The sequence below is a fragment of the Eubacterium sp. OM08-24 genome, from assembly GCF_003438075.1.
Classification (GTDB): domain Bacteria; phylum Bacillota; class Clostridia; order Oscillospirales; family Acutalibacteraceae; genus Ruminococcoides.
Window position 1 is genome coordinate 47,584 of sequence record NZ_QSTA01000004.1, and the last position, 20,048, is coordinate 67,631.

The following is a 20,048-nucleotide window of genomic DNA, read 5'->3' on the forward strand; positions in this document are numbered from 1 at the left end:
CTTTGATTATTCAAGCCCTTTGCCCGTATGAAAGGAACGATAATTAATGGTATATGGAATTTGGACTTTTGCAGCGGCTATCGTTGCGTTTATAATTTCAGCAGTTGCGGGTGCTTTTTTGATTCCAATGCTGCGCAAACTTCACTTTGGTCAGACAATTCTTGAGGACGGTCCTAAGTGGCATAAGAAAAAGCAGGGCACTCCTATTATGGGCGGCTTTATGTTTATTATTGCAATAACAGTTGTTACAATAATCAGCACAATTATTTATCTTTGCATTGGCAAAAATTTCATAAACCTTTATTTTGCAGATATCAATAAGGAAACTGTAATGATTTTTGCAGGTCTTTTCCTTGCCCTTGCAAACGGAGCTATCGGATTTATTGATGACTACACAAAGGTAGTAAAAAAGCGCAACTTAGGTCTTACAGTAAAGCAAAAGCTGGTTTTACAGTTTGCGGCGGCTATCGCTTACATTATTATTCTTGCTGTTGCGGGCTGCGGTACAGAAACTACAATTCCGTTTGTAGGCAGAGTTGACCTCGGATTTTTCTATTACATTATTTCCGCTATCGTTATTGTGGGTATTGTAAATGCGGTTAATCTTACAGACGGTGTTGACGGTCTTGACGGTTCAATAACATTTTTTGTATGCATCAGCTTTATGGTAATTGCTTGTATGATGAGCGCACTTGGCGTTACCGCATGGTGTGCCGCATCGGCAGGCGCTTGCCTCGGTTTCCTTGTATGGAACTTCCACCCTGCAAAGGTATTTATGGGCGACACAGGCTCGCTTTTCCTCGGCGGTCTTGTGTGTGCAATAGCTTTCGCTGTTGATATGCCTATTCTTCTTCTTCCTATCGGCATTGTTTACCTTTGCGAGATGTTCTCGGTTATTTTGCAGGTAAGCTATTTTAAGGCTACACACGGTAAAAGATTATTTAAGATGAGTCCTATCCACCATCATTTTGAGATGTGCGGTTGGAGCGAAGTAAAAATAGTAAGCGTATTCAGCATTGTAACAGCAATTTTCGGTGCGATTTCCGCATTTATTGCTTACTTTGGTGTGGTTGCGTAATTTATTTTTTCAGACTGACGGGAGGTTTTGCGAATGGCTCCGTATCTGAATATGATACTCAAGGCTGACATAAACAGAATATATGACGAAAAGTACCTTGAAGCCGAACAGGCGAAAAAAGAAAGTTTTTTTGCCCGTCCTAAAAAGAGCGAAAACGGCAGTACAGGCAGAAAGCGCAGAAAAAAGCCTGGTTGGATTACAACAGGTATGGGCATAGATTTGCCGTTCTGCATTATTATTCTTGTTCTTCTTACAATAGGATTGATAATGATGTTTTCGGCAAGCTATCCTGTTGCATATTATAATAACGGCAACAGCTATTATTTTCTCATAAGACAGCTTGTCTTTGCCGCTATCGGTGTAGCGCTTATGTTCGGTATATCGTTTTTTAACTATAATAAGCTGCACAGATTTATTCCGCTGATTATGGGTATTTCGTACTTTGCACTCATCATCGTTCTTATCGTTCCTTCGGGTGAGGCAGGCGTACACCGTTGGATTCCGTTAGGTATATTTAATATTCAGCCGTCAGAGATTGCAAAGTTTTCTACAATACTTTTCTTTGCGCATTGGTGCAGTAAGCATTATGATAAAATGCAGCTGCCAAAGTTTAGCGTAATGCCGGGTATTATTGTTTTCGGAACAACAGCACTGCTGCTTTTTCTTGAACCGCATTACTCGGGTATTGTAATTATTGCAATGCTTACAGTTCTTATGCTTTACATTGGCGGAATGAAAACAAGATACCTCGCCATTGGCGCAATTATTCTTGGTGCAGTTGTAGTTGTGCTTGCTATGACAGGCGGACTTACATATGCTATGAGCCGTATGGACGGTTGGGGACAGTCGCTTGAATATACAACCGAAGATATGTGGCAGACTACATGGCAGACAAGAAACTCGCTTTATGCAATCGGTTCGGGCGGACTATGGGGACTCGGACTCGGACAGTCAAGACAAAAGTTTTTGTATTTGCCTGAGCCGCAGAATGACTTTATTTTTGCGATTGTAGTTGAGGAGCTCGGTCTTGTAGGTGCGGTGCTCATACTTCTCATTTTTGCTTTGCTTGTATGGAGAGGAATAACACTTTCACTTCGTTCAAAAGATAATTTTGGAAAACTTCTTGGCATTGGTCTTACTTCACAGATTGGCTTGCAGGTAATACTTAATATCCTTGTAATTACCGACTGGCTGCCAAATACGGGTATCAGTTTGCCTTTCTTCAGCTACGGCGGCAGTTCGCTTATTATGCTGCTTGCTCAGATGGGACTTGTGCTTTCGGTTTCAAGAACCGCAAATATTGAAAAACAGTAAGCGTTTGGAGGTATATCAATGAGAGTTTTACTTGCAGGAGGCGGCACAGCGGGACATATAAATCCTGCCCTTGCCATTGCAGGCTTTATAAAGCAGAAAAAACCTGATACAGAGTTCCTTTTTGTAGGCAACAAGGGCGGTATGGAAGAAACCCTCGTGCCACAGGCAGGATATGATATGAAGTTTATCGTTATCAGCGGATTTAGCCGCAAGCTATCTCCAAAGGGATTAATGGATAATGTAAAAACAGTAAAAAGAACAATTACCTCGTCTATTGATGCAAAGAAAATTATAAAAGAATTTAAGCCGGATATTTGCATTGGTACGGGCGGCTATGTTTCAGGCCCTGTTATAAGAGCGGCTGCAAAGCTCGGTGTTAAAACCGTTATTCACGAGCAGAACGCTTATCCGGGCATAACAAACAAAATGCTTGCAAAAGAGGTTGACAAGGTAATGCTCGCCGTTCCGGATGCAAAAAAGCATTTTGACAAAAAGGCTGATTTTGCCGTTACGGGCAACCCTGTAAGAGGTAAGATTCTTACAGCAAACAGGGAAGAGGCAAGAGCAAAGCTTGGTGTTGATGAAAGACCGGTAGTGCTTTCGTTCGGCGGAAGTCTTGGTGCAAGAAAAATCAACGAGGGAGTAGCCGACTTGATTGCAAGGAGCGGAATTGACGGAAGATACCAGCATATTCACGCTTACGGCAAATTTGGCAAATGGTTTCCGGACCTTTTGAAAGAAAAAGGCTGCGACCTTGAAAAAGCTGATAACCTCGACATAAGAGAGTTTATTAACGATATGGATGTTTGTATGGCGGCTGCTGACTTGGTAATCTGTCGTGCAGGCGCAATTACACTCAGCGAAATTCAGGCGCTTGGCAAACCTGCAATTCTTATTCCGTCACCGAATGTTGCGGAAAATCATCAGTATCACAATGCTATGGCACTTGTAAATGCAGGCGCTGCCGATATTATTGAAGAAAAGGATCTTACAGGCAGATTGCTTATGCAAAAGGCAGACAATATGCTTGCTAATCCCGAAAGACTTGCAGAATATGCAAAAAATGCAAGAAAAACAGCTATTACTGATGCAAATGAGAGAATTTACTCGGTTATAAAAGGTGTACTTGGACTTGTGTAACACATCAAGCCTTTAATACATAGAATGTAAAGGTATTTTATGTAGGAGGGTGTTAGTGTGTCACGACTTCTTGTTAAGGGACGGGAAAAGCTCAGCGGTGAAGTTAATGTTCAGGGCGCTAAAAACAGCGCCTTACCCATTATTGCGGCCTCGGTTCTGACAAAGGGCGAAAATGTGCTTTTTAATTGTCCTGCTCTCTCGGATATAGAGGCATCATCTCAGATATTACGGTATCTTGGCTGTAATGTAAAGCGCTTTCACACAACAATGCTCATTACGGCTGACGGATTGTGCAGAAATGATATTCCCGATGTTCTGATGAGGAAAACAAGAAGTTCAATAATTTTTTTGGGCGCTGTTCTCGCAAGAACAGGTGCGGTCAAATTGTCACTTCCGGGTGGATGTGAGCTTGGCCCTCGCCCTATTGATATGCACCTAAACGCACTACGACAAATGGGTGCGGAAATTGTTGAAAAGCATGGAGTTATAGATTGCACTGCGCCAAAGGGGCTTAAAGGCACAAAAATTGCTCTTTCCTTTCCAAGTGTGGGTGCCACAGAAGATATTATGATAGCCGCAAGTACAGCCTGCGGCACTACTACAATAATAAATGCCGCTTGCGAACCTGAAATTTGCGATCTTGCAGATTATTTAAACAGCTGCGGAGCAAAAATCAGCGGTGCAGGCGAGGGCGTTGTGGTAATTGACGGAGTTTCGGAATTAACCGCAGCTCAGCATACTATGATTCCCGACCGAATAGTTGCGGCAACGCTTTTGTCGGCTGCTGCGGTTACTCAGTCTAAAATTACACTGAAAGGCATTGTGCAGAGCCACCTCGGAGCGGTTATGCCCGTTTTGGAGGAGGCAGGGTGCAGACTGCGCTCAGTCGGAGGAAATCTTACAATTTCCGCTCCGCAAAGACTTTCAGCATTTAGAACAATACGAACAATGCCGTATCCGGGATTTCCCACCGATGCTCAAGCCCCGCTTATGGCGGTTGCAAGCGTAGCGGACGGAACTACGGTATTTGTAGAAAATATTTTTGAAAACCGTTACCGACACACAAGCGAACTTTCACGAATGGGAGCAAAAATAAAAACCGAGGGAAAGGTCGCAGTTGTGGAGGGTGTGCGGTCATTATACGGAGCTAAGGTAGAAGCTCCCGATTTGCGTGGAGGAGCGGCACTGGTAATTGCCGCACTTTCGGCAGATGGGGTTACAGATATAGGTAACTCGGAATATTTGGAAAGAGGATATGAAAATATAGAGCTTATGCTCGGTTCGCTGGGAGCGAGTATATCAAAGCTTTAGGATGGGTATATTTGTAAGGAGGATATTATGGCAGAAGATAAAAGGAAAGAGCTTTCGGCTGAAGAACGAAGAAAAATTCAAAAACAGAGAAAGCAGGCTGCCAAAGAGGCACAAAAGTACCATAAAAGCAAGGAAAAGGCAGCAAAATCCTCCTCAGGACAGAAAAAAAAGAGCGGTGCGAATAAGCAGAATGATGCTAAAAATCGTGATGAAATCAAAAAGCCGAACACTGCTCCGTCAAAGAAAAAAACAAGCGCACAAAAATCTAAGAGTACAAAAAGCGAAAAAAAGCCTGAGAAAAAATCTCATAGCCAAATTGAGCAAAAACTAAATGAGCAGATGAAAAAGCAGAGAGATGACCTCAGCAAAGAAGAAAGATATATAAGAAAAAGCGAAAAGAAAATCAAAAATCTAAAGCCAAAGGCCTATGATGACGGTTTTTATATAGATGAGTTCGGTGAGCGCCAAAAGCAGCAAAGAGTTGCCCAAAGTATTCACGAGCAGGAAAATGAAAAAGTTAAGCGCCTTAAAAAGCCTATGACTTCAAATCAAATTAAAAAACGCCGAATTATGGCGTCGGTTATCACTTGCGGCGTGGTTCTCGTTATAGGCATTATTTTGTCTTTAACCGTTCTCTTTAAAACAGAAAAAATTGAGATTGAGGGCGACAGCTTTTACAGCGAGGAGCAGATTCTTTCATTCGCAAATGTTGCTTTGCAGAGTAATATTTTTGTGGGTAAAATGACGGCAACTCCAGATAAGATTGCAGAAAAACTGCCGTATGTTGAGTCTGCAAAGGTTGACTTTGTTATTCCTGACACAATTAAAATTACAATACAGGATGCTGTACCGTCATATGTAATTGTAAATGACGGCAAGTTCTTGCTTATAAGCTCAAAGGGCAGAATACTTGATGTTATGACTGACAATTCATCAAATTATCCTGTACTTTCAAGCAGCGCACTTCAAACAACAACTATCGGCGACTATGTATCATACAGCGATGAAAATGTGCCTGTAATTCTTGAAGAAATTTCCGACTCGTTAAGCAAAAACGAATTTAAAGGAATAACGGGTATTGATGTTACAAATACAGCGAATATAAAGCTTGTTTATGACAACAGAATAGCTGTTATTATCGGTTTGCCGGAAGATATTGATTACAAAATCAGAACGGCAATGGCGATAATAACCGAAAAGCTTGACCCTAACAAAACAGGCGCAATTTACGGTACACTTGATGTTTCGTCTTGCAGTACAAACAAGACTTCAAGATTTAATCCGAACGAAACTATTGCGGTTACAACCGCTCCGACAGGCACTGTAAACCCAACTCAGGGTACAGCTGACGCATCTGAACCCGCAACAACGCAGGGAGCAACGCTTGCAACGAACAGTAATGGCGAGTATATCGGCGTATTCCCCGACACAGGTCTTGATATTGGCAACGGAATACTTGCTTTTGATACAAACGGCGATGGTATTGCCGATTGCTTTGATACCGATGGTGACGGATACGCAGATGTATTCGGCTCGCTGAACAGCTCGTCAGATTCGGGAAGTACCGATAATTCCGATAACGGTTCAAACAGCTATTCTGACGGCAGTGACGGATACAACAGCGGCGAACCGTCAGAAGATCATTCGACGCAGTACGATGACCCGAATAATTCGTATTTATAATTCTTATATGTAAATATTTGACATAATAAAAAGCATTTTAGAGAAAAATATATTTGTATAAACAAATAGACAGAAAATGGAATTTGGTAATTAAAAAAACACGCAAAAGCATTGATATTTTTACAAAAGTGTGTTAATATATGAATTATAATCGCCTTAAATGTGATATTATGATTTATAGACGGAATGAACATAGACAACAAGGAGGATGTTTAAATGGCTTTTGAACTTGAATTGGAAAATGAGTATATGCCTAAAATTAAAGTAATCGGTGTTGGTGGCGGCGGCGGTAACGCTGTAAACCGCATGGTTGATATGGGAGTTAAGAATGTTGAATTTATCGCTGTAAATACAGATGAGCACGTTCTCAGACTTTCAAAGGCTTCACAGAAGGTACAGATCGGTGAGAAACTTACAAAGGGTAAGGGTGCCGGTTCTAAGCCTGACATTGGTAAGAGCGCAGCTGAAGAAAGCAATGACGAAATTGCAGCTCTCCTTAAGGATACAGATATGGTATTTGTTACTGCCGGTATGGGCGGCGGCACAGGTACAGGTGCAGCTCCTGTTGTAGCTAAGATTGCCAAGGATATGGGTATTCTTACAGTAGGCGTTGTTACAAAGCCGTTCGCTTTTGAGGGCAAGAGAAGAATGACACAGGCAGAGCAGGGTATTGCTGAGCTTTCAGCTTGTGTTGATTCACTTATCATTGTTCCTAACGAAAGATTAAAATATGTTTCAGAAACAAGCATCACACTTCAGAACGCATTTGCTATTGCAGATGATGTTTTAAGACAGGGTGTTCAGAGTATTTCTGACCTTATTCTCCTTCCGGGTCTTGTAAACCTTGACTTTGCCGATGTTACTTCTGTAATGAAGGATGCCGGTTATGCTCATATGGGTATGGGCAGTGCAACAGGCAAAGATAAGGCTACTGTTGCTGCTGATATGGCTATTTCAAGCCCACTTCTCGAAACTTCAATTGACGGCGCTAAGGGTCTTATCATTAATATTACAGCTTCTGCAGATGTAAGCCTTGATGATATTGACGCTGCATCCACAATGATTAAAGATAAGGTATCTGAAGACGCTAACATCATTTGGGGTGCTGTTATTGACGATAAGATGGAAGATGCTATCAGCGTAACTGTTATTGCTACAGGTTTTAATGCCGACAGTCAGGTTGCTAAGAAAAAAGTTGAGGATAGTTTCCTTACAGAGGAGAAAAAACCAACTTCCGCACCTGCTGAAAAGTCAAAGAAAGATGTTACAGACGATGATGACGATACTTTCTATGACATTATGTCAATCTTCAATAAATAATTATACTTAAAATTTAAGGAGCTGTAAAAAAACAGCTCCGATTTTTTAAAATTATTTATGCAGAAACTGCATAGCATAATGCAAAAACATTACAATTCGCATTATGCGGAGTGTTGTATTTATTGGGGGAATTGTTTATAATAAAAACATAATAAAATATTCTTGCAGGTTGGTGACGATTGACCTGTTGTATGTACTGATTAGTAATAGTAGAAAATTTAATTTTATTAATTATGGCAATTTATCGCTGTAATTATTATCTTAGTATTAATATTTAGGAGATAATTATGCAGTTATTTAAGAATTTTTGTGACTATACACTTGATAAAAACGGTGTGCTTGAAAAATTTGAATTAAAGTATCCCGAAAATTACAATTTCGGTTATGATGTTGTAGATGAAATGGCAAAGTGCGCACCAAACGATATTGCTGTTCAGTGGACAAATGTTCATAATGAAAGAAAGACATTTACTTTTTCTGATATTGCAACTTTGAGCAATAAAGCGGCTAACGCATTAAGAAATAACGGAGTAAAAAAAGGTGATAAGGTACTTGTGATTTTAAAGAGAAATTACGAGTATTGGTACATTGTGCCTGCTTTGCATAAGCTCGGTGCGGTTGTTATTCCTGCAACAAATATGCTTACCCTTGATGATATTACCTACCGTATTGAAACTGCTGATATTAAATTCGCAGTTTCAACTCCTGATGATGTTACAGCCGAAACTTTGGTGCAGGCAAAGACAGTAAAATCTCAACTTGAAAAAGTATTTGTGGTTCGCAGAGATGTTGAGGGCAGCATTAACCTTACAAAGGAAATTGAAAATGCTGACGAAAACCTTGAAAGAGTACAGACGAAAGCAAAAGAGCCGATGCTGATTTATTTTACATCAGGCACAACGGGTTATCCAAAAGCAGTTATGCACGACCACACCTACACGCTTGCACACATTATCACCGCTAAGTTTTGGCAGAATGTCAAGGAAAACGGTCTTCACCTTACGGTAGCGGAAACAGGCTGGGGTAAAGCATCATGGGGTAAAATTTACGGTCAGTGGCTCTGCGGCTGCGGAGTTATGGTGTATGACTTTGATATTTTTTCACCTGATAAACTATTAAAGGTGATTGAAGATTTTAAGGTAACTTCTTTTTGTGCACCTCCTACGGTTTACAGATATTTTATCAAAAAAGATATGAAGAAATTCGATTTGTCACACCTTGAGCACATTACAACAGCAGGTGAGGCACTTAATCCGGAAGTGTTTGAGCAGGTACATAAGCAAACAGGATTGCAGATTATGGAGGGATTCGGACAGACCGAATCTGTATTAATGCTCGGTAATTTGGTCGGAAGTACGGCTAAAATCGGTTCACTCGGCAAGCCTACACCCCTTTATAATATTATGATTGCCGACAACGAGGGTAACAGACTGCCTGCAAATGAAGTTGGAGAAATCGTTGTAATTCCGTCAGAAAATCAACACGGCATATTTATGGGTTATTGCGGAAATGAAGATTTGTACGCAAATGTGTGGAAATACGGCATATATCATACAGGTGATACTGCTTATATGGATGATGACGGCTATTATTGGTATGTGGGCAGAATTGACGACCTTATTAAAACAAGAGGTTACAGAGTAGGCCCGTTTGAAATAGAGAATGTGCTTATGGAGCATCCTGCCGTTATGGAATGTGCGGTAACGGGCGTTCCCGATAAAGCAAGAGGTCAGGCGATTAAGGCGACAATCCACCTTGCCAAAGGATTTGATAAAAGCAAAGAGCTTATGCAGGATATAAAGCACTTTGTAAATTCAAAGGTTGCATCATATAAGCATATTCAGCATATTGAATTTATTGACGAAATGCCAAAGACTATCAGCGGTAAAATTAAGAGAATAGATATTAGAGATATTGACAGAACAAAAATCGATTGATGATTGTGATATGTAATTTCTATAAGCAAAAAAGCCTTGCTTTCAATCTGAGAAAGCAAGGCTTTGTCTGTGTAACTGTTAAGTTGTGGTTTAGAAAAATACTTTGCAGATATATTCTGATAAACTATAATTCTCCCAACTTTTTAATTGATAGCCTAAAAACTAAGCATAACACAACGAAAAATGCCGTTCTGATTGCAGAACGGCATTGATTTTCGACTGTCTGTATTAGTTTGCTCTGGTAACCTTACCTGAACGTAAGCAACGGGTGCAAGCATATACACGCTTTGGAGAGCCATCAACAATAGCCTTTACACGCTGTACATTAGGCTTCCAAGTTCTGTTGGAACGTCTGTGTGAGTGAGATACCTTGATGCCGAACTTTACATCCTTACCGCAGAAATCACATTTTGCCATGCGTCTGCACCTCCTTAAAAATCATTTTTCACATCTAACTTTGTTATAATAACAGAAAACGAACAAAAATGCAAGTGTTTTTTTAAAATTTCTTTTCTTGTTTTTTTATTTGCTTTATTATATAATAGTAATTATATATAGCTTAGGCGTGATTTTTATCTTTATGATAGATAAATTTCGCTCTGAGATATCGTTTAAATGGCTGCTTTTTTGTTTTTGCTTGTTTTGTGGAAAATTAATGCCTTTAAAAACAAAATCAATTGCTAAATAAAAATTTGGAGGATAATTATGTTACAACAGATTTTTTCAGGCTCGTTTAATTTTTACGATGTTGTAGCCTATCTGGTAGCAGTTTTACTTATTATATTTTTAATTTTGCCGTTTCACGAGTGGGCGCACGCTTTTGTTGCGTATTTACTTGGTGACAAAGAGGCAAAAAGCCGTGGCAGATTAACGCTCAATCCTATAAGCCATATTGACATAGTAGGTGCGCTTGCTATGATATTTGTCGGCTTTGGTTGGGCAAAGCCTGTACCTATCAATCCCAATAACTTTAAAAAGCCAAAGCTGGGTATGGCGCTTTGCGCTCTTGCAGGTCCTGTGGCAAATCTTCTTGCGGCATATGTAGGTTTGATTATTTATTATATTTTAGCTCTTGCGTTTCCGTCATTCTTTTATTTGAATGACATAGGACTTATGATAAGAAGTTTTTTTGCCTTTTATGCATCTTGTAATGTCAGTCTTGCGGTATTTAACTTTATTCCGATTCCACCGCTTGACGGTTCAAAGATTTTATTTGCATTCTTGCCTTATAAGGCAATTGCATTTATGACAAAGTATGAAACAATTTTCTCTTTGGCACTTATCTTTTTAATCTTTACGGGCGGTCTTAGTACGGTGCTTGGTTTTGCCACAAACGAAATTTTGAATTTCTTAAGCAATATGGCATTGAGCCCTGTCAGATTTTTTGCAGAATTATTTTAAGAGGTAGAGCTATGGATTCACAGCCGTTGCAATACAGGTTGGAGGCATTTGAAGGCCCGCTTGATTTATTGCTTACCCTGATTTCAAAAAACAAAATAGATATTTACGATATACCGATAGCCGAGCTTATTGAACAGTACCTTGAGCAAATTAAGGTTATGCAGGAAAATCAGCTTGACATTGAGTCGGAATTTCTTACAATGGCGTCAAGACTTGTTTATATAAAGTCAGTAATGTTGCTCCCTAAGTATGAAGAAGAGGTTGAAGAACTTAAGAAAGAACTCACGGGACAGCTTATCGAATATGCAATCTGCCGTCAGATAGCCAAGAAATTCAGTGAGATTTACGATTATGACAGCTTTTACAGAGAGGCGTCGCCTGTTGAATATGATCTCACATATAACCGTATTCATCCGAGCGAGGATATAGCAAAGGCATATGTAAGTGCAGTCGGAAGAGGAAAGCGTAAACTTCCGCCGCCGGAATCGGCATTCAGCGTAATTGTGGCACGAAAGTTTGTGTCTGTAAGCAGCCGAATTATTCATGTAATGCGTAAGCTGTGGAAAGGCAGAAGAATAGAGTATCAAGAACTTTTTGACGCCTGCGAAGAAAAGAGCGAACTTGTAGCAACTTTTCTTGCTACACTGGAACTTGTAAAAGGCAAGCGTGTTAGAGTTGACGGTGACGGCGACCACGCAATCGTTTATATGATAGATAACAAGGAGAACAAAAATGTATGATAAAAAAGCGGCAGTCGAGGCAATACTGTTTGCAAACGGTTCGCCTGTTGAGCCTGAAAAAATAGCACAGGCAATAGAAATGAAACCATCACAGGCCGAAAAATTAATTTTAGAGCTTATGGATGATTACGAAAAGCAGGAGAGGGGCATAAGAATAATTAAGCTGAATAAATCCTATCAGATGGTATCGGCTAAAAAATTTGCTCCCGAAATCCGTAAAGTTATGGACTTGCGCAGAAATACTCCGCTTTCGCAGGCGGCGCTTGAGGTGCTTGCCGTTGTTGCATACAATCAGCCTGTTACAAAGGCTTTTGTTGAGCAGGTCAGAGGTGTAGATTGCAGCGGTGTTCTCGGCAGTCTTACCACAAAGGGACTTGTCGAGGAAAAGGGCAGACTTGAACTTCCGGGCAGACCGTTGCTTTACGGAACAACCGAGAACTTTTTAAGATGTTTTAATCTTGAAAGCATAGAAAATCTCCCTCCGCTTCCCGAAAGTGACAAAAACGCAAATTCGGAAGAAGAATCCGAAAAGGAACAGCCTGAGAATAATTCTAATGAAATAGAACAAAGTGACAAATAACTAACTATAAACAGGGGAATATAAATGTTTGACTTTCCGGAACATGAAAATAATTATTTATTTTCAAAATCAGACGACTTTACATTTTTTATAACAAGCAACAAAGGCTTTACACGATGCGGAACATATGAGGAATTGCATAAATCATGGCCGTATAATGAATATACAGATAAAATTCCGCAGGGATATGATGTTATTCATTTGGAAGAAAAATTGGTTCAGCTTGAGTACGGCAAGGTTGTTTGGGTTAATAAAAAACCTAATGAAGATATTTTATTCAAGGGGTTTTTGCGTAGCTTAGAGCGTGAAGAATTTAAATTTAAAGACAGTAAACTGTATAGTGTTATTAATTCAAATGAAGAAAGAATTAATTGTGTTGTAAACTCAAATGGAGAGTGTATCCCTTTTGGTGATGATGGTTTGACAGAAAGTTACGATGAGGCTCTCAGAGTAGCTGTTGAATTATCTAAAAACGAAAATCTTAAGCCATGGTATAATCCGCATGATAAAAAGCCGGCTGACAACGGAAAACCAATACATTATATGGTTTGCAGAGTTTTGGATATGTTTAACTGGCATTAAATTGAGGTGTATGCAGGTTATGGCATCAAGCAAGGAATATTTGCAGTTTGTTTTAGGACAACTCTCCGATTTAGATGAAATTACTTATCGTGCTATGATGGGTGAATTTATTATTTACTATCGTGGTAAAATAATAGGCGGAATATATGATGACAGATTACTTGTAAAGCCTGTAAAATCCGCAATCCAATATATTCCGACAGCTGTATATGAGCTGCCGTATGAGGGAGCAAAGGAAATGCTTTTGGTGGATGAAGTTGATAATAAAGATTTTTTGATAGGTTTATTCAATGCAATGTATGACGAATTACCGATGCCAAAGGCGAAAAAGTAGGCAGTATTTATATTAAATCAGTAAGATTAAGTAAAATTGCTTTTAAAATGATAAACTAAACTCGGAGGAGGTTTTGCCTTGCTCTGGCTGTATATACTGCTGGGGATAGTCTTGTTTTTTGCAATAATTCTTGCTATTCCCATAAAGGTCTGCGTTCAATATAAAAAACAATTCTTTTGCAGACTTCGCATAGGCTTTGTAAAGATTATTCTTTATCCGCCTGTGCCAAAGAAAAAGAAACCCAAAAAGAAGAAAAAAACCGAACAACCGCAAAAGCCTGCTCCAAAGGAAGAGAAAAAGCCTGAAAGTAATTTCTTAAAAGAGCTTGGACTTTCGGGTATTGTGAATTTGTTTTCAAAGATTGCCGAGCTTGCAAAAGGCGTATTAAAAGACTTTTTTGCACACATAATAATCAAAAGCTTTGCGCTAAGCATAAAAGTCGGAGGAAAAGACGCTTCCGATACGGCTATAAATTACGGCAAGGTTTGCTCGGTTGTCTATCCGCTGACAAGTGCGGTTATAAGTTCAATGAAATATACGCATTACGGTGTGGATATTCTTCCCGACTTTACGGAGGGTGCGGAAACCAGGATTGAGTTTTTTGCGATATTTAAAACAAGAATAGCACATCTTGTTAAAATAGTATTAAAACACGGCTTTAAGGCATTAAAAATGCTTATGGAGCTTAAAAATATAAAAGACAATTAACGATATTTATCGCATACCTGTTTGTGCAGTTATGACGATTATTCAATACAAAGGAGAATTGCTATGGAACATCCTATTGGAAATCTTATGGACACTACTATGGATAAAATCAAGGAAATGGTAGATGTAAATACTATTGTCGGCGAGCCGATTACAGCTCCTGACGGCACACTTATTATTCCTGTTTCAAAGGTAACCTACGGCTTTGCGGCAGGCGGTTCTGACCTTCCTACCAAAAAGGAAAATAAGGATTGCTTTGGCGGCGGCAGCGGTGCAGGCGTTACAATTCAGCCGGTTGCGTTTTTAACCGTTTATCAGGGCGAGGTAAGACTTGTATCTGTTGAGAATAACGGTAGTGCTGCCGAGGGCATTATGGGTATGATTCCCGATGTTCTTCAGAAAGTAAAGGGAATGTTTGGCAAGAAAAAGGACGCTGACGATTTTTCTGAAATAACTCAGGACGATATAGATATGGTGTAATTTATGGCAAAGCCTTCGCATAAAATTAGTTCGGAGGCGAGCTTATGAAAAAAATACTTTCCGTTATAGTTGTAGTTGTGGTGACATTAACGCAAACCGCACAGATTACGGCATTTGCGCAGGAAACCGACAAGCCGACTGTAAATGCTCAGGCTTGCGTGCTTTATTGTGTTGACGATGGAAAGGTATATTTTTCAATAAATGGAAATAAAAAGATGAAACCTGCAAGCACCACAAAGCTGATGACTTCACTCATTACGCTTGAGTATGCCGACTCAGCCGACAAGGTTGTAACCTTTACAAAGGATATGACAGCCGAGGGCAGTTCAATGTATCTCAAGGTTGGAGAAAAGGTTAAACTGAGCGATTTAGCCGCAGGAATGATGATGGCATCGGGAAATGACGCAGCAAATGCGGCGGCAATTTCTATTGCGGGCAGTGCAGAAAAATTTTCCGAGCTTATGAACAATCGGGCGGCTGTAATAGGAATGAAAAACACACATTTTGTTACACCAAGCGGACTTGATGACGAAAATCATTATTCCACTGCATACGATATGGCTTTGCTTATGAGCTATGCGCTTGAAAACGAGAGCTTTGCAAAACTCACTTCGCAAAAAAGCGTAACCGTACAGTTTAGCGAACCGCAGTCAAAAAGAACCACCTATGTAAACCACAATCGACTGCTTTCGATGTATGAGTATTGTACGGGCGGAAAAACAGGATACACAATGGCGGCAGGCAGATGTTTGGTTTCTTCCGCAAAAAAGGACGGACTTACATTTGTTTGCGTTACACTCAATGACAGAAACGATTGGAATGACCACATAGCTCTTTATAATTACGGATTTTCTCAGCTTGCTTGCGTAGAATGTGATGATTCGGATTACTATCTTGAAATACCATGCGCAGGCGGTGACGATGAAAAAATCAGCGTTACGGGTACAAAGGGCAAAAATATTGTAGTGCCGTTTGCCAAGAAAGAAAATGTTGCAAGAACGGTGTATGCCGACAATTTCTTGTATGCACCTGTTAAAGACGGAGATATTGTAGGCAGAATAGAATACACGCTTGACGGCAAAACGCTTGCAAGTACAAATTTAACCGCTGTTGAATACAGCAATACGCAGAATAAAAACAAAAGTATTTGGACTAAGATAAAGGATTTTTTTACATATGGCAAAGAATGAACCAATAAGACTTCAAAAGTTATTATCACAATGCGGTATCGCATCAAGAAGAAAAGCAGAGCAGATGATTATTGACGGTCATGTAAAAGTGAACGGCAAAACCGCTCAACTCGGCGACAAGGTAAGGCCGACAGATAAGGTATTTGTAAACGGTAAGCGTGTGCTTGCCAACGCAAAGCCGTCTTACCGTTACATTATGCTCAATAAACCGAGAGGATTTATTACTACAATGAGCGATGACAGAGGCAGAAAATGCGTTGCTCAACTTGTGGAAAATGTGGGCACAAGAGTTTACCCTATCGGCAGACTTGACAAAGATTCGGAGGGAATGCTCATTCTCACAAATGACGGTGAGCTTGCAAACAAGATAATGCACCCGAAGAACAGCGTCTATAAAATTTACAGAGTAACAGTCCGTCCGTCTATTGACGAAGATCAGCTTGTCAAGCTCGAAACAGGCATTGAGCTTGACGGAGTAAAGACCGCCCCTGCAATGGTGCATGTACTTCATCAGGAGCCGGGCAGAGTTGTACTCGAAATGATACTTCATGAGGGCAAGAACCGAGAAATTCGCCGTATGTGCGAGGCTGTCGGACTTGAGGTTGCAAGACTTAAAAGAATACAGATCGGCGGCGTAAAAATGGGTATGCTCAAGCAGGGCGACTGGCGTGACCTTACGGAAGTTGAGGTAAAAAAACTGCTTTCAAACCCATTTGTAAACGGAAAACAGCTTATTTAATCTCAAAGCCGAAAAAAGAGAAATTTTTTACTAAAATCAAAGTAAAATCACAAGTGAAAATGCACAGTAAAACAAAATATTTGTGTAAAATCATTGTGGCAAATATTCAAATTTACAAATTTGCTTTGCTTTTTCCTTGTAGTTTGATAAATATTAGGATATAATGATATATGTGGTAAATTAGTATGCCGACATATGCTTTTTTGTCGGTATATTCAATACATTGTATTGGAGGATGTTTAAGATGAGTATTGAAAAAATCAATCAGGCAAAGGCTGAAATCGCATCTACTTCTGCTTATAAAACAATAACAGAATTTTTTGACGCTGACAGCTTTACTGAAATTGATGCTTTTGCAAAATCAGGCGAGGGTTTTGCAGAGGTAGTAGCAGGCTTTGGTACAGTTGAGGGTATGCCTGTTTATGCTTTCGCACAGAACAGTGATATTTGCGGCGGTGCTATGAGTAAGGCACAGGCTGCAAAGCTTAAAAAGGTTTATGATCTTGCACTTAAAACAGGCGCTCCTGTTGTAGGTTTCTATGACAGTGTAGGCGGCAGACTTATGCAGGGCAACGAGCTCCTCGCAGGTTGCGGTCAGGTTCTTAACAGTGCCGCTGCAATTTCAGGTGCTGTTCCGCAGATTTCTGTTGTACTTGGCACTTGCCTTGGTACAAACGCTCTTAACGCAGCAAGTGCGGATTTTGTTATTATGAGTGAAAAGGCACAGCTTTCTCTTGATGTTACAGGCGAAAACTCAAGTGCCGAATACAACGCAGAGCATGGTGTTGCATCTGTTGTTGCAAAAGATACAGCAGAGGCTGTTGCAAAGGCTAAGGAGCTTGTTCTTTACCTTCCGTCTAACAACCTCAACACTGCTCCTGAGTCATTTGAGGAAGAGCCGGCAGGTTGTGACTGCGTAGTAGGTTCTACTGTTGACGGCGGCAGCGTATATAAGATTTTTGATAATTACGGCAAAGACGCAAAGGTAAGACTTGCTCGTCTTGGCGGTTCGGTAGTAGGTATTGTAAAGACAAACGGCGGTGTGCTTTCATGCAGTGCTACAACAAAGATTGCTAAGTTTGTTAGTTTCTGCGATGCTTTCTCACTCCCTGTACTTACATTTGTTGATTGCAAGGGCTTTGAGTCAATTAAGTCAGCTGCAAAGGCTGCTTCGGCTTATGCAGAGGCTACAACAGTTAAGATTTCTGTTGTATATGGTCAGGCTATTGGTTCAGGCTACATTGCACTTGCAGGCACAGGCGCAAACGCAGATATGGTTTACGCACTTCCACAGGCTGTTATTTCTCCTGTAAATGTAGAGGCTGCGGCATTTATCCTTGCAGCTGATAAAATGAATGTTCCTGTTGCAGAGCAGAAGGTTGTTGCCGAGAAGTTTGCGGCAGAAAATCTCTCTGCTTTCAACGCAGCTCAGAACGGCTATGTTGACGGTATTGTTGAACAGCAGGATTTAAGAAAAGCTCTTATTTCTGCGCTTGATATGCTTTCAGGCAAGAGAGTTCCGACAGTTGCTAAGAAACATTCAACAATCTGATAAATATGTTTGTTTAAATAAAGGGGATATTTAAAATGAAAAATTTAAGAATTACAGTAAATGGTACAGCATACGATGTTCAGGTTGAAGAGCTCGGCGGTTCTTCAGCACCGGTTGCAGCAGCTCCTGCTCCGGCAGCAGCACCCGCACCTGCAGCAAAGCCGGCAGCTCCTGCAGGCGCAGCAGGTTCAGTAGTAGTTTCTGCTCCTATGCCGGGTACAGTTGTTAATGTTGTAGTTTCAGCCGGTCAGTCAGTTAAAGCCGGTGACGATCTCGTATTTATTGAGGCTATGAAGATGGAAACTCCTGTAAAGGCTCCTCAGGATGGTGTTGTAGCAACTGTTGATGTTGCTAAGGGTGAGTCTGTTGATTCAGGTAAAACACTTGTTACTCTTAACTAATAACTGACGAAAGGGATGTCCGAAATGGCAAAGAAAATTAGAGTTACCGAAACTGCCCTGCGTGACGCACATCAGTCACTTATTGCTACAAGAATGACAACAGAGGATATGCTCCCTATTCTTGATAAGCTCGACAAAATCGGTTATTATTCACTTGAGTGCTGGGGCGGCGCAACATATGACGCTTGTCTTCGTTTCTTAAATGAAGACCCATGGGCAAGACTTCGCACAATTCGTGAGCATTGTCCGAATACAAAGCTCCAGATGCTCTTCAGAGGTCAGAATATGCTCGGTTATCGTCACTATGCCGATGACTGCGTAGAGTACCTTGTTCAGCGCTCAGTTGCAAACGGTATTGATATTATCAGAATTTTTGACGCACTTAACGATATTAAGAACCTCAAAACAGCTATTAACGCTGCAAAGAGAGAAAACGGCAAGGCAGAGGCTCAGGTAGCAATCAGCTACACAACAGGCCCTGTATTTACTGATGAGTACTATGTAGAGTACGCAAAGAGAATTGCCGATGCAGGCGCAGATTCTATCTGCATTAAGGATATGGCTGCATTGCTCACACCAACAGCAACAGAGAGCCTTGTTAAGGCTATTAAAGAGGCTGTTGACCTTCCTGTTCAGCTCCATACACACTACACATCAGGTCTTGCATCAATGTGTCTTTTAAAGGGTGTTGAGGCAGGCGCAGACGGTATTGATACAGCTATCAGCCCACTTGCACTCGGTACTTCACACGCACCGACAGAGTCAATGGTTGCCGCTCTTGCAGGCACACCATACGATACAGGTCTTGACATTAAGCAACTTGCTGAAATTCGTGCTTACTTTATGACACTTCGTGAGAAGTACATCAAGAGCGGTCTTCTTGATCAGAAGATGCTTGCTACAGATGCTAAGGCTCTTATCTATCAGGTTCCGGGCGGTATGCTTTCTAACCTTCTTTCACAGCTTAAGCAGGCAGGCAAAGAAGACAAGCTTACAGAGGTACTTGAGGAAGTTCCAAGAGTTCGTAAGGATGCAGGTTACCCACCACTCGTTACTCCTACATCACAGATTGTTGGTACACAGGCTGTATTCAATGTAATTACAGGTGAGAGATACAAGATGTGTACAAACGAATTTAAGGGTCTTGTTGCAGGCGAGTACGGCACAACACCAATGCCGATTGATCCTGCATTCCAGAAGAAGATTTGCGGCGATAAGAAGATTATTACTTGCCGTCCTGCAGATTTACTTGAGCCGGAGCTTGATAAGCTCAGAGGTGAGATTTCTCAGTGGATTGAGCAGGAAGAGGATGTTCTTTCATACGCTCAGTTCCCGAAGGTTGCGCTCGACTTCTTTGAGAAGAGAAGAAATGCCGAAGTTGGCATTAACGGCGACAAGCTTGACAAGAAAAATATGGTTCACCCTGTTTGATGATTTAATCAAATTATTTACTCCCTTCGTATTTACGGAGGGAGTTTTTGTATACAATTTTGTTTAGGCAAAATAACTAACAATTTAATCAAAAGATTATACAATAATATACTTGCTTGATATTTAA

General features: G+C 40.6%; 20 protein-coding genes. 19 read left to right on the forward strand and 1 reads right to left on the reverse strand.

Going from position 1 to position 20,048, the window contains the following annotated elements; genetic code table 11:
• The first annotated feature begins 46 nt into the window (after positions 1–46).
• The 7 genes from mraY (at position 47) to DXC23_RS08100 (ending at position 9,783) form a co-directional block, all read left to right on the forward strand.
• On the forward strand, positions 47–1,078 hold the full coding sequence (mraY, locus tag DXC23_RS08070; RefSeq protein WP_117705606.1) for a phospho-N-acetylmuramoyl-pentapeptide-transferase: 1,032 nt from the start codon (positions 47–49) through the stop codon (positions 1,076–1,078).
• Positions 1,079–1,111: 33 nt separating this feature from the next.
• Complete coding sequence (locus DXC23_RS08075; protein WP_242997453.1) at positions 1,112–2,392, forward strand: putative peptidoglycan glycosyltransferase FtsW; 1,281 nt, start codon at positions 1,112–1,114, stop codon at positions 2,390–2,392.
• Positions 2,393–2,410: 18 nt separating this feature from the next.
• The gene (murG, locus tag DXC23_RS08080; protein ID WP_117705607.1) at positions 2,411–3,532 is read left to right on the forward strand and encodes an undecaprenyldiphospho-muramoylpentapeptide beta-N-acetylglucosaminyltransferase; all 1,122 of its coding nucleotides are present in this window, start codon (positions 2,411–2,413) and stop codon (positions 3,530–3,532) included.
• Positions 3,533–3,589: 57 nt separating this feature from the next.
• Positions 3,590–4,843 (forward strand): UDP-N-acetylglucosamine 1-carboxyvinyltransferase, encoded by a 1,254-nt coding sequence (gene murA / locus DXC23_RS08085; RefSeq protein WP_117705608.1) that lies wholly within the window; start codon positions 3,590–3,592, stop codon positions 4,841–4,843.
• Positions 4,844–4,870: 27 nt separating this feature from the next.
• A complete protein-coding gene (locus DXC23_RS08090; RefSeq protein WP_117705609.1) occupies positions 4,871–6,526 on the forward strand; it encodes an FtsQ-type POTRA domain-containing protein in 1,656 nt (551 codons plus the stop codon).
• Positions 6,527–6,742: 216 nt separating this feature from the next.
• Positions 6,743–7,846: a cell division protein FtsZ gene (gene ftsZ, locus DXC23_RS08095; protein ID WP_022234959.1), complete on the forward strand. Its 1,104-nt coding sequence runs from the start codon at positions 6,743–6,745 to the stop codon at positions 7,844–7,846.
• Between the two features lie 287 nt (positions 7,847–8,133).
• A complete protein-coding gene (locus tag DXC23_RS08100) occupies positions 8,134–9,783 on the forward strand; it encodes an AMP-binding protein (RefSeq protein ID WP_117705610.1) in 1,650 nt (549 codons plus the stop codon).
• 228 nt (positions 9,784–10,011) lie between these two features.
• On the opposite strand, the gene rpmB is transcribed toward DXC23_RS08100, so the two are convergent.
• The gene (rpmB, locus tag DXC23_RS08105) at positions 10,012–10,200 is read right to left on the reverse strand and encodes a 50S ribosomal protein L28 (RefSeq protein ID WP_022234957.1); all 189 of its coding nucleotides are present in this window, start codon (positions 10,198–10,200) and stop codon (positions 10,012–10,014) included.
• A gap of 288 nt (positions 10,201–10,488) precedes the next feature.
• Here rpmB and DXC23_RS08110 point away from each other — a divergent pair, with 288 nt between their 5' ends.
• The 12 genes from DXC23_RS08110 (at position 10,489) to DXC23_RS08165 (ending at position 19,921) form a co-directional block, all read left to right on the forward strand.
• Positions 10,489–11,184 carry a site-2 protease family protein gene (locus DXC23_RS08110; protein WP_117705611.1) on the forward strand — a complete coding sequence of 232 codons (696 nt, stop codon included), beginning with the start codon at positions 10,489–10,491 and terminating at the stop codon, positions 11,182–11,184.
• Positions 11,185–11,195: 11 nt separating this feature from the next.
• Positions 11,196–11,924, forward strand: coding sequence for a segregation/condensation protein A (locus DXC23_RS08115; protein WP_117705612.1), 729 nt, complete (start codon positions 11,196–11,198; stop codon positions 11,922–11,924).
• Positions 11,917–12,504 carry an SMC-Scp complex subunit ScpB gene (gene scpB, locus DXC23_RS08120; protein WP_117705613.1) on the forward strand — a complete coding sequence of 196 codons (588 nt, stop codon included), beginning with the start codon at positions 11,917–11,919 and terminating at the stop codon, positions 12,502–12,504. Before DXC23_RS08115 ends, scpB begins: the two co-directional genes overlap by 8 nt.
• Positions 12,505–12,528: 24 nt before the next feature.
• Entirely contained in the window at positions 12,529–13,086 is a 558-nt protein-coding gene (locus tag DXC23_RS08125) for a hypothetical protein (protein ID WP_117705614.1), read from the forward strand.
• A 19-nt stretch (positions 13,087–13,105) separates the two neighbouring features.
• A complete protein-coding gene (locus DXC23_RS08130; RefSeq protein ID WP_117705615.1) occupies positions 13,106–13,420 on the forward strand; it encodes a TfoX/Sxy family protein in 315 nt (104 codons plus the stop codon).
• 78 nt (positions 13,421–13,498) lie between these two features.
• Positions 13,499–14,128, forward strand: coding sequence for a DUF2953 domain-containing protein (locus tag DXC23_RS08135; protein WP_117705616.1), 630 nt, complete (start codon positions 13,499–13,501; stop codon positions 14,126–14,128).
• Positions 14,129–14,191: 63 nt separating this feature from the next.
• Positions 14,192–14,608 carry a GerW family sporulation protein gene (gene ytfJ / locus DXC23_RS08140; RefSeq protein ID WP_117705617.1) on the forward strand — a complete coding sequence of 139 codons (417 nt, stop codon included), beginning with the start codon at positions 14,192–14,194 and terminating at the stop codon, positions 14,606–14,608.
• Between the two features lie 44 nt (positions 14,609–14,652).
• Positions 14,653–15,798, forward strand: coding sequence for a D-alanyl-D-alanine carboxypeptidase family protein (locus tag DXC23_RS08145; RefSeq protein WP_117705618.1), 1,146 nt, complete (start codon positions 14,653–14,655; stop codon positions 15,796–15,798).
• A complete protein-coding gene (locus DXC23_RS08150) occupies positions 15,785–16,537 on the forward strand; it encodes a pseudouridine synthase (protein WP_117705619.1) in 753 nt (250 codons plus the stop codon). Before DXC23_RS08145 ends, DXC23_RS08150 begins: the two co-directional genes overlap by 14 nt.
• 244 nt (positions 16,538–16,781) lie before the next feature.
• Positions 16,782–18,089: a carboxyl transferase domain-containing protein gene (locus DXC23_RS08155; protein WP_158552521.1), complete on the forward strand. Its 1,308-nt coding sequence runs from the start codon at positions 16,782–16,784 to the stop codon at positions 18,087–18,089.
• Between the two features lie 35 nt (positions 18,090–18,124).
• Positions 18,125–18,490, forward strand: a complete 366-nt coding sequence (locus DXC23_RS08160) for a DUF2118 domain-containing protein (protein ID WP_022234946.1) — start codon at positions 18,125–18,127, stop codon at positions 18,488–18,490.
• A 24-nt stretch (positions 18,491–18,514) separates the two neighbouring features.
• Positions 18,515–19,921 carry an oxaloacetate decarboxylase subunit alpha gene (locus tag DXC23_RS08165; protein WP_117705621.1) on the forward strand — a complete coding sequence of 469 codons (1,407 nt, stop codon included), beginning with the start codon at positions 18,515–18,517 and terminating at the stop codon, positions 19,919–19,921.
• The last annotated feature ends 127 nt before the right edge of the window (positions 19,922–20,048 follow it).